The organism is Microbispora sp. KK1-11 (assembly GCF_006874435.1).
Lineage (GTDB): Bacteria > Actinomycetota > Actinomycetes > Streptosporangiales > Streptosporangiaceae > Microbispora > Microbispora catharanthi.
In genome coordinates, this window is record NZ_VIRJ01000009.1 from 1 (window position 1) to 13158 (window position 13158).

General features: G+C 71.8%; 14 protein-coding genes. 8 read left to right on the forward strand and 6 right to left on the reverse strand.

Features of this window, described 5'->3' with window-relative positions:
• Together FLW16_RS15105 and FLW16_RS15110 are read left to right on the forward strand one after the other, a co-directional pair.
• Nucleotides 1-458, forward strand: a 458-nt coding sequence (locus FLW16_RS15105; RefSeq protein WP_142560663.1) for an HAD-IC family P-type ATPase, incomplete at its 5' end; no start/stop codon positions are given.
• 136 nt (nucleotides 459-594) lie between these two features.
• The gene (locus tag FLW16_RS15110) at nucleotides 595-1827 is read left to right on the forward strand and encodes a permease (protein WP_142560664.1); all 1233 of its coding nucleotides are present in this window, start codon (nucleotides 595-597) and stop codon (nucleotides 1825-1827) included.
• Nucleotides 1828-2147: 320 nt separating this feature from the next.
• On the opposite strand, the gene FLW16_RS15115 is transcribed toward FLW16_RS15110, so the two are convergent.
• The gene (locus tag FLW16_RS15115) at nucleotides 2148-2963 is read right to left on the reverse strand and encodes a crotonase/enoyl-CoA hydratase family protein (protein ID WP_260615286.1); all 816 of its coding nucleotides are present in this window, start codon (nucleotides 2961-2963) and stop codon (nucleotides 2148-2150) included.
• 318 nt (nucleotides 2964-3281) lie between these two features.
• Between FLW16_RS15115 and FLW16_RS15120 the strand changes: the two genes are divergently transcribed.
• The 3 genes from FLW16_RS15120 to FLW16_RS15130 are packed head-to-tail and all read left to right on the forward strand — an operon-like array spanning nucleotide 3282 to nucleotide 5363.
• Nucleotides 3282-3671 carry a dihydrodipicolinate synthase family protein gene (locus FLW16_RS15120; RefSeq protein ID WP_260615287.1) on the forward strand — a complete coding sequence of 130 codons (390 nt, stop codon included), beginning with the start codon at nucleotides 3282-3284 and terminating at the stop codon, nucleotides 3669-3671.
• A complete protein-coding gene (locus FLW16_RS15125; protein WP_142560665.1) occupies nucleotides 3668-4603 on the forward strand; it encodes an ROK family protein in 936 nt (311 codons plus the stop codon). The genes FLW16_RS15120 and FLW16_RS15125 overlap by 4 nt, the downstream gene beginning before the upstream one ends.
• A gap of 34 nt (nucleotides 4604-4637) precedes the next feature.
• Nucleotides 4638-5363, forward strand: a complete 726-nt coding sequence (locus FLW16_RS15130) for an N-acetylmannosamine-6-phosphate 2-epimerase (protein WP_142560666.1) — start codon at nucleotides 4638-4640, stop codon at nucleotides 5361-5363.
• Between the two features lie 105 nt (nucleotides 5364-5468).
• Here the strand turns inward: FLW16_RS15130 and FLW16_RS15135 are convergent, their stop codons facing one another.
• The 3 genes from FLW16_RS15135 to FLW16_RS15145 all read right to left on the reverse strand — a co-directional run bounded on the left by FLW16_RS15135 (nucleotide 5469) and on the right by FLW16_RS15145 (nucleotide 6910).
• The gene (locus FLW16_RS15135) at nucleotides 5469-5930 is read right to left on the reverse strand and encodes a cupin domain-containing protein (protein WP_142560667.1); all 462 of its coding nucleotides are present in this window, start codon (nucleotides 5928-5930) and stop codon (nucleotides 5469-5471) included.
• Nucleotides 5931-6014: 84 nt separating this feature from the next.
• Nucleotides 6015-6629 carry a trimeric intracellular cation channel family protein gene (locus tag FLW16_RS15140; protein WP_142560668.1) on the reverse strand — a complete coding sequence of 205 codons (615 nt, stop codon included), beginning with the start codon at nucleotides 6627-6629 and terminating at the stop codon, nucleotides 6015-6017.
• A 44-nt stretch (nucleotides 6630-6673) separates the two neighbouring features.
• Nucleotides 6674-6910 carry a hypothetical protein gene (locus FLW16_RS15145; protein WP_221891088.1) on the reverse strand — a complete coding sequence of 79 codons (237 nt, stop codon included), beginning with the start codon at nucleotides 6908-6910 and terminating at the stop codon, nucleotides 6674-6676.
• A 265-nt stretch (nucleotides 6911-7175) separates the two neighbouring features.
• Here FLW16_RS15145 and FLW16_RS15150 point away from each other — a divergent pair, with 265 nt between their 5' ends.
• Nucleotides 7176-8432, forward strand: a complete 1257-nt coding sequence (locus tag FLW16_RS15150) for a PP2C family protein-serine/threonine phosphatase (protein ID WP_260615288.1) — start codon at nucleotides 7176-7178, stop codon at nucleotides 8430-8432.
• A gap of 18 nt (nucleotides 8433-8450) precedes the next feature.
• Here the strand turns inward: FLW16_RS15150 and gap are convergent, their stop codons facing one another.
• Both gap and FLW16_RS15160 read right to left on the reverse strand, forming a co-directional pair.
• Nucleotides 8451-9449: a type I glyceraldehyde-3-phosphate dehydrogenase gene (gene gap / locus FLW16_RS15155; protein ID WP_142560669.1), complete on the reverse strand. Its 999-nt coding sequence runs from the start codon at nucleotides 9447-9449 to the stop codon at nucleotides 8451-8453.
• A gap of 148 nt (nucleotides 9450-9597) precedes the next feature.
• Nucleotides 9598-10545 (reverse strand): GlxA family transcriptional regulator, encoded by a 948-nt coding sequence (locus FLW16_RS15160; RefSeq protein WP_142560670.1) that lies wholly within the window; start codon nucleotides 10543-10545, stop codon nucleotides 9598-9600.
• Nucleotides 10546-10754: 209 nt separating this feature from the next.
• Here FLW16_RS15160 and FLW16_RS15165 point away from each other — a divergent pair, with 209 nt between their 5' ends.
• The gene (locus tag FLW16_RS15165; RefSeq protein WP_142560671.1) at nucleotides 10755-11885 is read left to right on the forward strand and encodes an LLM class flavin-dependent oxidoreductase; all 1131 of its coding nucleotides are present in this window, start codon (nucleotides 10755-10757) and stop codon (nucleotides 11883-11885) included.
• Nucleotides 11882-13126 carry an MsnO8 family LLM class oxidoreductase gene (locus FLW16_RS15170; RefSeq protein ID WP_142560672.1) on the forward strand — a complete coding sequence of 415 codons (1245 nt, stop codon included), beginning with the start codon at nucleotides 11882-11884 and terminating at the stop codon, nucleotides 13124-13126. Before FLW16_RS15165 ends, FLW16_RS15170 begins: the two co-directional genes overlap by 4 nt.
• The last annotated feature ends 32 nt before the right edge of the window (nucleotides 13127-13158 follow it).

Consider the following 13158-nt stretch of genomic DNA (forward strand, 5'->3'; position numbering starts at 1 on the left):
CCGGCGACAACCAGGCGGTCGCCCGGACGGTCGCCGCCCAGGTGGGCATCGATGAGGTGATCGCCGAGGTGTTGCCGGCCGACAAGGTCGATGTGGTCAAACGGTTGCAGGCCGAGGGCAAGACCGTCGCGATGGTCGGGGACGGGGTCAACGACGCCGCCGCGCTGGCTCAGGCGGATCTGGGGCTGGCCATGGGCACGGGCACCGACGTGGCGATCGAGGCGGCCGATCTGACCCTGGTCAGGGGGGATCTGCGGGTGGCGGCCGATGCGATCCGGCTGTCGCGGCGTACGCTGCGCACGATCAAGGGCAACCTGTTCTGGGCGTTCGCCTACAACGTCGCGGCCCTGCCGCTGGCCGCCGCGGGGCTGCTCAATCCCATGATCGCCGGAGCGGCGATGGCGTTCTCCAGCGTCTTCGTCGTCAGCAACAGTCTCAGGCTCCGCCGCTTCCGCTGAACCAGCGCGTACGAAGGGCCTCCGGCAACTCGCCCGGAGGCCCTTCCGCGTCGGAACTGTGCTGTCCCCGCCAGGTGGCGGTGTAACTCGACCCCAGCCGGAAAGCTCAAGGCAAGAGCGGAAGAGGGAGCAGGCTATGGACTGGTTGTGGCGCGCGCTGGCGATCGCGGGGTCCATGACCTGGGAGATCTTGTGGGCGCTGATTCTGGGGTTCACTCTCTCGGCGATCGTGCAGGCGGTGGTCCGCCGGGAGGCGATCAGCCGGACACTCGGGGATGACTCCCCCAGAGCCCTGGCCACGGCCACCGGATTCGGCATGGCCTCCTCGTCATGCTCCTACGCCTCGGTGGCACTGGCTCGCTCGTTGTTCCGCAAGGGAGCGAGCTTCACCGCGGCGATGACCTTCGAGATCGCCTCAACCAACCTGGTCGTCGAACTGGGCATCATCCTGGCCCTGCTCATGGGGTGGCAGTTCACCCTGGCCGAGTTCGTCGGCGGCCCCATCATGATCGTCCTGTTGGCGGTGCTGTTCCGCGTCTTCCTTCGCCGGCGTCTGGTCGACGACGCGCTCCGCCAGGCCGGGCAGGGCGTCGCGGGGTCGATGGAGGGGCACGCCGCGATGGACATGTCCGTGACCGGACCGGGCTCGTTCTGGCGGCGGCTGACCTCCGCCAAGGGCCTCACCTCGGTGTCGCACATCTTCGTCATGGAATGGGCGGCCATCTGGCGGGACATCGTCACCGGCCTCCTGATCACCGGGGCGCTGGCCGCCTGGGTGCCGATGGGCTTCTGGCAGGGCTTCTTCCTGACCGACCATCCGCTGTGGGCCCGCATCTGGGGACCATTGGTCGGCCCGATCGTCGCGGTGGTCAGCTTCGTCTGCTCCATCGGCAACGTGCCGCTGGCGGCGGTGCTGTGGAACGGCGGAATCAGCTTCGGCGGGGTGGTCGCGTTCATCTTCGCCGACCTGATCATCCTGCCGATCCTGAACATCTACCGGAAGTACTACGGCGTGAAGATGGCCGCCTTCGTCGCCGGCACCTTCTACGCCACCATGGTGCTGGCCGGTTACGCGGTCGAGTTGCTGTTCACACTGCCGGGCCTGGTGCCGAGCCACCGCGACGCCTCCGTGGTCGAGGCCCACATCTCCTGGAACTACACCACCTGGCTCAACATCGCCTTCCTGGTCCTGGCCGCGCTGCTGCTGATCCGGTTCTTCACCACCGGCGGCCTGCCCATGCTCAAGGCGATGGGCGGTGGCCCCGACGACATCCAGGACACCCAGCACGCCCACGATGCCAACCACGCCGACCACGGCCACGACGGGCCCGCGCCCGCCGCTCCCGAGGATCCCCATCGCCACCCCTAGTGGTACGCGGTCCCGTTCCTGGCGCGCCTGTCCGTCGATCCGGCGACACCGGCACGGCCCGAGATCGTGTACCTGCTCGCCGCTCTGGCGATCGAATACGACACAGAGCACCTGCCGCGCGGCTTCGGCGTCGTGGACAGAAGGGCCGAGCTCGAGCGGGTGCGGGCGACGGATACGGAACAGATGCGGCGCGAGTTCGATCAGTGGTCGAGGCGGCCCCGGATGAGGATGAACGCAGGGCACGGAGCATGCGGGGGACGACGTACTACCCCGCGTACGCCCTGCGGTCCTTCCAGGAGGACTCGGGCGGAGTGCCGCGCCTACGCCGGCGTCGGTCCGGAGGGATGAGAGGGGACAACTCCGTGACGGCCGGCGCCGGCGGCGAAGCGGGCGGCGCCGGCCACACCCTCGCGCTCCACGATCGGGACGCCCGCCGCCCCCTCGGCGCGCAACGCCTCGGCCAGGGGCAGGTCCAGGGCGGCGTAGGTGGAGGCCCGGTCGGTCAGGACGCATTCGAAGGGGAACGCCGCGATCTGCCCGGCCAGCTCACGGGCCGCCTCGACCGCCCGGCCCGGCTCGACGACCCGGTTGGCCAATCCGATCGCGAGGGCCTCGTCGGCTCGCACCGGACGGCCGGTGAGGATCATGTCGAGGGCGCGGCCCAGGCCGACGATCCGCGGCAGCCGGACCGTGCCGCCGTCGATGAGCGGCACTCCCCAGCGACGGCAGAACACCCCAAGCACCGCGTCGGACTCGACGATGCGCAGGTCGGCCAGCAGCGCCAGCTCCAGGCCGCCCGCGACCGCGTATCCGCTGATCGCGGCGATCAGCGGCTTGCCCAGTCGCATCCGGGTCGGCCCCATCGGGCCGCCGCCGCCTCCCTCGGGATCCAGTTCGTTGCGCCGCTCGGGGTCCCCGACCGCGGTCAGGTCGGCGCCCGCGCAGAAGGTGCCGCCGCTGCCGGCCAGGATCGCCACCCGCTGGTCCTGGTCGGCCTCGAACTCCTCGAACGCTGCCCGCAGCTCTCCGGCCATGGCCCGGTCGACGGCGTTGCGCCGGTCGGGCCGGTCCATCCAGATCGTGGTGATCGGTCCTTCGACCTCCACCCGCACGTCGCCCATCACTACTCCCGTCATGTCACGGCCTGCGCGGCCCCGCAGTGGAAACGAGACCACGTTAGGTCGCGAGGCCGGAGCCGCGGGAGTTCAGGACCAGCGGTCGTGCAGCCAGCGGAGCTGGCGGGCCTCCTGGTGGACGCCACCGCCTTCGTGCATGTTGTACTCGCCCACGCCACGTCGGCCGGCCCCGCTTCCGTACGCCCGGAGAGCGTGCACTCCCGGGAGAGGCGCCTTCCTCACCGACGTCCGCCGCGACCGCGCGCTCGACGTCGTGGTCGCACCGCGGCCGGGTAGGTCCCCGTGCTCGCCGGATGCATCGAGACGACGACCCCCCGGGTGACGGAGCGTGCCGAGATCGCCGGGAAGCTCGGCGCCGACGCGGTGGTGGTGACCGCCCCGTTCTATCCCCGGATCAACCCGGTGGAGGTGGACCGTCACTTCCGCGCCGTGAAGGCCGCGACCGGCCTGCCCGTGCTCGCCTACGATGTGCCGGTGTCTACCAAGCTCGCTCCCGGGCAGGTCGTGTCGCCGGCGGCCGAGGGGGTCGTCGACGGAATCAAGGACTCCAGCGGTGACGACGTGGGGTTCCGGCGGTTGCTCCTCGGCGTCGCCGGCCTGCCCGGCTTCTCCGCGCTCACCGGCCACGAGGTCGTCGTCGACGCGATGATGCTCGCCGGAGCGCACGGCGCCGTCGCCGCCCTGCTGGAGGAGGCCGGGCTGCTGTGAGCGTCGTCGCCGCAGTCGACATCGGTGGCACCAAGACGTCCGCCGCGCTGGTCGACGCCTCCGGCGCGCTTCTCGCCACGCGGTCCGCGAGCACCCCGGCGAGGCGCGGCCCCGACGCCGTCCTGAGCACCGCGGTCACGCTGGTCGAGGAACTGGCCGGCGAACTCGCCGCGGCCTCGGGACAGGCGGTCGGGGCGGTGGGCGTCGGCAGCGCGGGCGTGATCGACCCGCGGAGCGGCGTCGTGGTGTCCGCCACCGACGCCATCGCCGGATGGGCGGGAACCGACCTGCGTCGCGAGCTGTCCGACCGCCTCGGCCTGCCGGTCGCCGTGGACAACGACGTCCACGCGCACGCGCTCGGCGAGCAGTGGCGCGGCGCCGCCGCGGGCCACGCCGACGTGCTGCTGGTGACCGTGGGCACGGGCATCGGCGGCTCCCTGATCCTCGACGGGCGGGTGAGGCACGGCCGCCACGTCGCGGCGGGTCACGTCGGCCATCTCCCCGCTCCGTCGGCCGGGCGGCGGCCCTGCCCGTGCGGCGGGCGCGGGCACGTCGAGGCGGTCGCGTCGGGACCCGCGATGCTCGCCGAATACAGCGCGCGCACCGGGGGAGACGCCGCGCACCTCGCACAGGTCGCCCGGTCGGCCGCCGACGGCGATCACGTCGCCGCCGCCGTCCTGGCCGAGGGCGCGGCGGCGCTGGGCGGCGTTCTCGGAGGGCTGGTGAACGTCATCGACCCGGAGATCGTCCTCGTCGGGGGAGGCGTGGCCGAGAGCGGAGACGCATGGTGGCGGCCGCTCAGGGCCGCCTTCGCCGCGGAACTGCTCCCCGCCCTGCGCGACGTCGTCATCGAACCGGCCGCGCTCGGCGCGACCGCCGCCCTGCTGGGCGCCGCCCGGCTGGCGATGGAGGCGATGGAGGCGATCGCGTGAACCGCGGCAGATCCCGATCGAGGTACGTGATCCGATGAACCCCCTGCTCGCCGCGATCCGCGGCCGGCTCGTCGTCTCCTGCCAGGCCTATCCCGGCGAGCCGATGCGCGATCCCGACACGATGTGCCGCGTCGCGCAGGCCGTCGCCGCGGGCGGCGCCGCCGGCATCCGCGCGCAGGGACTGGAGGACCTGCGCCGGATCCGCGCCGCGCTCGACCTGCCCCTCATCGGACTGTGGAAGGACGGCGACGGCGACGTCTACATCACCCCGACCGTCGAGCACGCCCTTCAGGTCGCCGGGGCGGGGGCCGACATCGTGGCCGTCGACGGCACGGCCAGGCCACGCCCCGACGGCAGCTCGCTGGCCGACACGGTCACAGCCGTCCACGAGCGGACCGGACGGCTGGTCATGGCCGACGTATCGACGTACGACGAGGGCGTGGCGGCGGTGCGGGCCGGCGCCGACGTCGTCGGGACGACGCTAGCGGGTTACACGCCCTACTCGCGGTCCGGCCCGGGACCGGCCCTCGAACTGGTCGCGGAGCTCGCCAGGGACCTTCCGGTGCCGGTCATCGCGGAGGGCCGCCTCCACACGCCCGGCCAGGCGTCCGAGGCACTCCGGCTGGGCGCCCACGCCGTCGTCGTGGGCACCGCGATCACACACCCGACGAGCATCACCCGCCGGTTCTGTGACGCGCTCGCGGAGGTGATGCCCGCCCCGCCGCACGACAGACCCGGCGCCGCCGATGGGAAGCCGTGAGGCGACGGGCCGTATCTCGCCCCGGGGATCTCGGCGAGAACGGAAAGCGCCCGTTCGCCGTCGCGCTGGACGCCGAGGCCGCAGCGGGGGGACGACGCCCTGTGGTCAGGCCGTCGTCCGGACCGGGCCGGTCCACCTGAGCTCGGGCAGGTTGACCACGATCGCCTCCTGGGTGCTCCGCGCGATGACGACGACGGCCTCCAGGTCGGGGTCGGGGTTCTCCTCTCGGTGCGGCACGAACGGAGGCACGAAGATGTAGTCGCCCGGTTTCGTGTCGATGCGCACCTCGTGCGGCTCGTCGGCGTCGACGTCGAGGAACACGAACGACGGTGTGCCGCTGACCACGTAGATCGCCGTCTCGGAGTCGCCGTGGTGGTGGTTGGCGGAGACGGTCGCCGGTGCCACGTGGGTCTGGCCCATCCACAGTCGGCTCGCACCGACGGTGGCGCCGCTGATGGCGGCCTGGCGCCGCATACCGCCCGTCTGCGCCGTCTCGGACGTCAGGCCGGCCGGTGCCACGTGGTGCAGCCTCCGGTGGAACGGATCCTCGGGAAGGATGATGCTCACTGTCTCTCCTTCGCTGTCGGCGGGCGCGCCCCCGCACGCACTCGCGGACCGGGCGCGGCGCCGGTCGCCTTCCGGTGCCGCCGCTCACTCCCTTTCGCTGACGCCTCTGGCCAGGGGCGCCCGCCAGCGGTAGCGCATGGCGAGCATGCGGAACGCGAAGGCGAGCACCGCCGCGGACAGGGTGGCGGCGAACCCCCGCACCTCCAGCGCGTACAGCACGGCCATTGTCGCCGAGCCGAGCATCGCCGGCACCGCGTAGAGCTCCCGATCGTAGAGCAGGGTCGGCTTCTCGCCGGACAGGACGTCTCTGATGACACCGCCGCCGACCGCCGTGCAGACCCCGAGGAACACGGCGTGCATCGGCGCGAGGCCGTAGTACAGCGCCTTGGACGTCCCGACCGCGCAGAACAGGCCGAGGCCCGCCGCGTCGAAGACCAGCACGCCGGGCATCGCCCGCTCGACCTGGGGATGCCAGAAGAACGCGATGACGGCGGCCGCGATCGGCACGAGGAGATATCCCGTGTCCCGCAGCGCGGCGGGCTGCACGCCGATGAACAGATCGCGCACGATGCCGCCGCCGACGGCCGTGAAGAACGCGAGCACCGCGATACCGACCGCGTCGAGCCGTTTGCGCACGCCCTCCAGCGCGCCGGACAGGGCGAATACGAAAATTCCAACAAGGTCGAGCACGGGGGTCACAGGCGCTCAGTCTCCCATATAACGGGCGAACCCTCGCGTCAAGATCAGTGTGGTGAGACCCGGCGGCTCGCCGAGAGCGATGACCTACTTGCCGTTCTTGTCCGTGACCTGGGCGGCGCGCATTTCTCGCTGTCCTGCACCTTGACGGCGACCTTCAGCCGCCTGCCCTGCCTGTCCTCGCGGATGTCGGAGCGGATCTTGTCGGCGTCGAAGTAGTACGGCCCCTGCGTGGTCGCGGGCGTCAGGACGCAGGTGTTGGAACCGGCGAAAAGGCCGGTCAAGCCGGCAGATTGCCTTCCTCTTCCGACGTGACGTCTGCGGGACGCCAGACCATTTGGATGAGGGTTGCCTTAAGAGAGTGCCGCGCCCGCCGGTGCTGGCCCGCGCATGCCCTGCACGTTGGCTCTGTGTGAAGCGATGCCGGGTAGCGTCGGGAATGTGCCGTCGAGGGTCTGGGGCCCGCACGCCCGTCGGATGCGGCCCCTGTCGGCGATCTTTCCGCCGCGAGACCGGCCGAGGGCAGCAGGGGGCGGCAGGGGGCGGCAGGTGAACGGGTGTCCTGACACCGGGCGCATCTGGGGCGGTCTGGTGCGCGACCACCATCTGACGCCCCTGGACGATCTGGCGTCCTCCGTCATCGAGCATGTCAGGCCGCTCGGCTACAGCGAGGTCATGATCTATGTGGCCAGCCTGCGGCCGCTGTATCTCGTGCCCCTGCCCGGGCAGTGCGACGCGTACGGCGAGCCGCTGAACCGCGTCGCCATCGACACGACCTTGGCCGGGCGCGCCTACCGCAACCTGGAGATCGTCCAGGCGCGTCCCGCCGTCGATCCGTACGTCGCCGAGGCCGCGGAACCGCTCGGCAGCGAGGGGCCGCGGCGTCTGTGGGTGCCGATGCTGAACGGCACGGAACGGGTCGGCGTGCTCGGCGTGACCGTGCCCGTGGTCGACGAGGCCACCGAGCAGATCGCGACCGAGCTGGGCAGCCTGGTCGCGCTGCTGGTGGTGAGCAAGCGTGCCTACAGCGACGCCTTCGCCCGGCTGGTGCGCACCGAGGAGATGCACCTGTCGGCCGAGATGCTGTGGACCCTGCTGCCCATCAGGAACTTCGCGACCGACACGATGACGGTCAGCGCCGCGCTGGAGCCGGCCTACCACGTCGGCGGGGACGCCTTCGACTACGCCCTCGACGGCGTCACCCTCCACCTCGGAATCTTCGACGCCATGGGGCACGACACTTCCGCCGGGCTGACCGCGGCCATCGCCCTGAGCTCCTACCGCAACAACCGCCGCCGGCGTCGAGCCGGGCTGCTCGAGGTCAGCGACGCGATCGACGAGGCGATCGCCGGGGAGTTCGGCACCTCCCGCTTCGCCACCGGGGTCCTGGCCGACCTGGATCTGCGCACCGGATGGCTGACCTGGGTGAACCGAGGGCATCCCCCGCCGCTCGTCCTGCGGCAGGGGCGGGTGGCCTCGGTGCTGGACAGCCCGCCGGACACCCCGATGGGCCTGCGCCTGGGCCCGGCCGCCGCGCTCGCGCGCCGCCAGCTCGAGCCCGGCGACCGGCTGTTGTTCTACACCGACGGCATCGTGGAGGCGCAGACCCCGGACGGGGAGAGGTTCGGGCTGGACCGCTTCGCCGACTTCGTCATCCGGCGGGAGATCGACGGCGTCTCCGCGCCGGAGACCCTGCGCCGCCTGATCCACTCGATCCTCGTCCACCAGCGCGGTCAACTGCAGGACGACGCCACGGTGCTGCTGGTCGAGTGGCGCACCGAGCGGCACTACCAGCTCACGATGTGAGCCGCGCGTGCGGCGCGCTCAGTCGCGTGCGAGCAGCTCCAGCGTGTCGACGACCCGGTTGGAGAAGCCCCACTCGTTGTCGTACCAGGCCACGACCTTGACGTGCCTGCCCTCGACACGGGTGAGGGCCGCGTCGAAGATCGCCGACGCCGGCTGGCCGGTGATGTCGCTGGAGACCAGCGGCTCGTCGGCGTAATCGAGGATGCCCTTGAGCCTGCCGTCGGCGGCGGCGCGGTAGGCCGCGAGCACCTCGTCGCGGGTGACCTCGCGTGAGACGGCGGTGTTCAGCTCGACGATCGAGCCCACCGGGACCGGCACGCGGATCGAGTCGCCCGACAGCTTGCCGTCGAGGTTCGGCAGCACCAGGCCGATGGCCTTGGCGGCCCCGGTGGTGGTGGGCACGATGTTCACGCCGGCCGCGCGGGCGCGGCGCAGGTCGCGGTGCGGGCCGTCCTGCAGGTTCTGCTCCTGGGTGTAGGCGTGCACCGTGGTCATGAAGCCGTGCTCGATGCCGGCCAGGTCGTCCAGCACGGACGCCAGCGGAGCCAGCGCGTTCGTGGTGCAGGAGGCGTTGGAGACGATCACGTGCTCGGCGGGGTCGTAGGCCTCGGTGTTCACGCCGTAGGCGAGCGTGACGTCGGCGCCGTCGGAGGGGGCGCTCACCAGCACGCGCCTGGCGCCCGCGTCGATGTGCGCGCGAGCGGCACGCGCCGCGGTGAAGCGGCCGGTGGACTCCAGCACGATGCCGACGCCGAGCTCGGCCCAGGGCAGCTTGGCGGGCTCGCGTTCGGCGAGCACCGCGATGCGGCGGCCGTCGACCACGAGCTCGGTGCCGTCGACCTCGACGGAGCGGCCGAGGCGGCCGAGCGCGCTGTCGTACTTGAGCAGGTGAGCGAGGGTCTCGGGAGCGGTGAGGTCGTTGACCGCGACCACTTCGAGGTCGCTGTCACGCTCGAGCAGGGCGCGGAGGGTGTTGCGTCCGATGCGGCCGAATCCGTTGACGGCGATGCGAGTCATGGGTCTTCCTTTCGTTCCGCGTTCCATGATCGGCATCCGGATGCCGGGCCGACAGTGGCCTGAACGACAGCATGCGCAAGGATCCAGCCAGAAGTTTCGCCACCGTTCGCAAGGATCCCGCCACGTCCTCCCGCGCGCGGGAAGAGTCTCAGGCCGAGAAGGTGTGGCGGTATTCGGTGGGGGAGGTGCCGAGGATGCGCTGGAAGTGCAGGCGCAGGTTGGCGCCGGTGCCGAGCCCGACTCTGTCCGCGATCTGCTCCACGCCCAGGTCGGTGCGTTCGAGCAGCTCGCGTGCCAGGTCCACGCGTGCCCTGAGCACCCACTGCATCGGCGTGTAGCCGGTGTCCTCGACGAATCGCCGGGAGAAGGTGCGCGCCGACACCCGCGCGTGGCGGGCGAGGGTCTCGAGGGTCAGCCGTTCGGACAGGTGCGCCAGGGCCCACTCGCGGGTGTTCGCGAACACGTCGCCGAGCGGCTCGGGGACGCTGCGGGGAACGTACTGCGCCTGACCCCCGCTGCGGTAGGGCGCCGCCACTAGCCGTCTCGCCACGTGGTTGGAGAGCCCGACGCCGTGGTCGCGCCGCACCAGGTGCAGGCACAGGTCGATGCCGGACGCCGCGCCCGCCGACGTCAGCACGTCGCCCTCGTCCACGAACAACACGTTCTCGTCCACCCGCACGAGCGGATGCTTGTCGGCGAGGGCCTTCGTGTAGTGCCAGTGGGTCGTCGCCCGCTTGCCGTCGAGCAGGCCCGTCGCCGCCAGCGCGAAGGCCCCTGTCGAGATGGCCGCGAGCCGGGTCCCGCGCTCGTGGGCGGCCATGAGCGCGCCGACGACCGCGGCCGGCGGTTCGGTGGTCGCCGGCTCTCGATAGCCGGGGATGAACACGGTGTCGGCCTGCTCGAAGGCGTCGAGGCCCTCGGCCACGTGATAGGAGAGGCCGTCGCCGCCGGTCACGAGTCCGGGCGCCGCGCCGCACACCCGCACCTCGTACGGCATGCTCGGCCGGCTGGAGAACACCTGCGCCGGGATGCCGACGTCGAGCGGCTTCGCGCCCTCCAGCACGAGCACGGCGACGCGATGCTTCTTCCGGCTCATCGGCCTCCTCCGGCTCTCCCGCGGTCCGGCGGGCGTCCCCTCGCACCGTGACCGTCACGGCCTCTACCGCAAGCATCCTGCCACCGTGTCTGCGCCGTGACGTCAGCCGGGCGGCGCCGGGGGCTCTCGAGGCTTCCCGTGGCCGTTGACAAAGCATGCTTTTCCTACATAGTTAGTAGGTAAAGCCCCTTCGAGAGGTATGCGACCACGTGAGATTCCTCGCCATCACCCTCATCGCGCACGGGCCCGACCCGCTGACCGGCGAGACCAGGTCCACCACCGAGCGGTTTCGCGACGTCGTGGACACCGCCGTACTCGCCGAGGAGCTGGGCTTCGACGGCTTCGGAGTGGGAGAGCGGCACGAGCGGCCCTTCATCTCCTCCTCGCCGCCGGTCGTGCTCAGTCATATAGCCGCCCGGACCTCCCGCATCCGGCTGTTCACCGCCGTCACCACACTCAGCCTGCTCGACCCCGTGCGGGCGTACGAGGACTACGCGACGCTCGACCACCTGTCGGGCGGCCGCCTGGAGCTGATCATCGGCAAGGGGAACGGGTCGGCCCAGGCGCGGCTCTTCCACGTCACCCCCGAGGACCAGTGGGACCGCAACCGGGAGGCGTACGAACTGTTCCGCAGGCTCTGGCGGGAGGACAGGGTCACCTGGGAGGGCCGGTTCCGGCCGTCCCTCACGGACGCGGAGACCTGGCCGCGCCCGTTGCAGCAGCCGATCCGGGTCTGGCACGGCAGCGCCACCAGCAAGGACTCGGTCGACCTGGCCGCACGCTACGGCGACCCGCTGTTCTCGGCGAACGTCACCAACCCCATCGAGCCGTACGCCGAGCTGGTCGACCACTACCGCGAACGGTGGGCGCACTACGGGCACGACCCGGCCGACGCGCTGGTGGGCGCGGGCAGTGCCGGCTTCTACGCGGCGCGCACCTCTCAGGAGGCGATCGCGACCTACCGGCCGATCTACGACGCCCGCGTCGCGCTGTTCCGCAAGTCGGGTGTGGAGCCGGTCTTCCACTCGCTGGAGGACGCCATCGAGCGCGGCTCGATCCTCGTCGGCAGCCCTCAGCAGATCGTCGACAAGGTCCTCCGCTACCACGAGCGGCTCGGCCACGAGGTCATGCACATCAGCGCGGACGCCGACGGCCTGACCCGGGCGCAGCACCGGGAGGCGCTGGAGCTGTTCCAGAGCGACATCGCCCCCGTGCTGCGCAAGGAGATCCCGAGCAGACCGTTCCCCGCCGCCCCCGGGACCCGGCGGGGAGACAGCGTGATCCCGCAGAGCGCCGCGACCCACCGAAGCACCGCCACGAGCAACGGAGTGCCGGCATGAGCGTCCCCCAGCCGACAGCACAGCCCACCGCGCAGCCGACAGGCACCGCGCAGCCAATAAGCACCGCGCAGCCGGTCGGCCGGCCGGTTCCCCTGTCGATCCTCGATCTGTCCCCGATCCCGTCCGGCAGCGGCGCGGGAGACGCGTTGCGCAACAGCATCGACCTCGCCCGCCACGCCGAGCGTCTCGGCTACCTCCGCTACTGGGTGGCCGAGCACCACTTCGCGGCCGGCGTCGCGAGCTCGGCCCCGGCCGTGCTCATCGGCCTCATCGCGGCGGCGACGAACCACATCAGGGTGGGCTCGGGAGCCGTGCAGCTCGGCCACCAGACGCCTATCGCGGTGGTCGAGCAGTTCGGCCTGATCGACGCGCTCCATCCCGGCCGGATCGACCTCGGGCTCGGCCGTTCCGGGCAGCGCAGGGCCGAGATAGTGGCGAAGGCCGACCGCCCTCCCGAGGCGGCCCGGACCGCCGAGCCCCGCGAGTCGCGGGTGGTGGACGGGCTGCTGATCCCGCCCGCGTTCTCCTTCGCCGAGCTGGCCCGTTCTCCGCAGCTCGCCCTCCAGGCCGCGCTGCTGCAACAGCCGGGCGCGCGGACGCCCGACTTCGCCGAGCAGGTCGACGAGGTCGTCGCCTTCCTGGAGGGCACCTACCGGTCGCAGGACGGGATCGCGGCGCACGCCGTGCCGGGCGAGGGCGCCGAGGTGGAGCTGTGGATCCTCGGCAGCAGCGGCGGGCAGAGCGCGAAGGTGGCGGGGGAGCGCGGCCTGCCGTTCGCCGCCAACTACCACGTCAGCCCGGCCTCGGTGCTGGAGGCCGTGGAGGCCTACCGCGAGGCGTTCACCCCCTCCAAGACGCTGTCCGAGCCGTACGTCGTCGTCTCGGCGGACGCGGTCGTGGCCGAGGACGACGCGACGGCCAGGGAGCTGGCCAAACCCTACGGCCTCTGGGTGCGCGCCATCCGCACGGGACAGGGGGCGATCCCCTATCCGACGCCGGAGGAGGCGGACGCGCACGTCTGGAGCGAGGCCGACCGCGAACTGGTGGCCGACCGCGTGGACACCCAGTTCGCGGGCTCCCCGGAGACGGTCGCGGAGCGGCTGCGCGTGCTCCAGCGGGTCACGGGCGCCGACGAGCTGCTGGTCACCACCATCACGCACGGGCACGCCGACCGGGTCCGCTCCTACGAGCTGCTCGCGGAGGCCTGGCACGGAAGACGCACGTCAGGGGCGAGGTCGTGAAGGAGCTTTCCGGCGCCCGCCCAGGGGTCCCC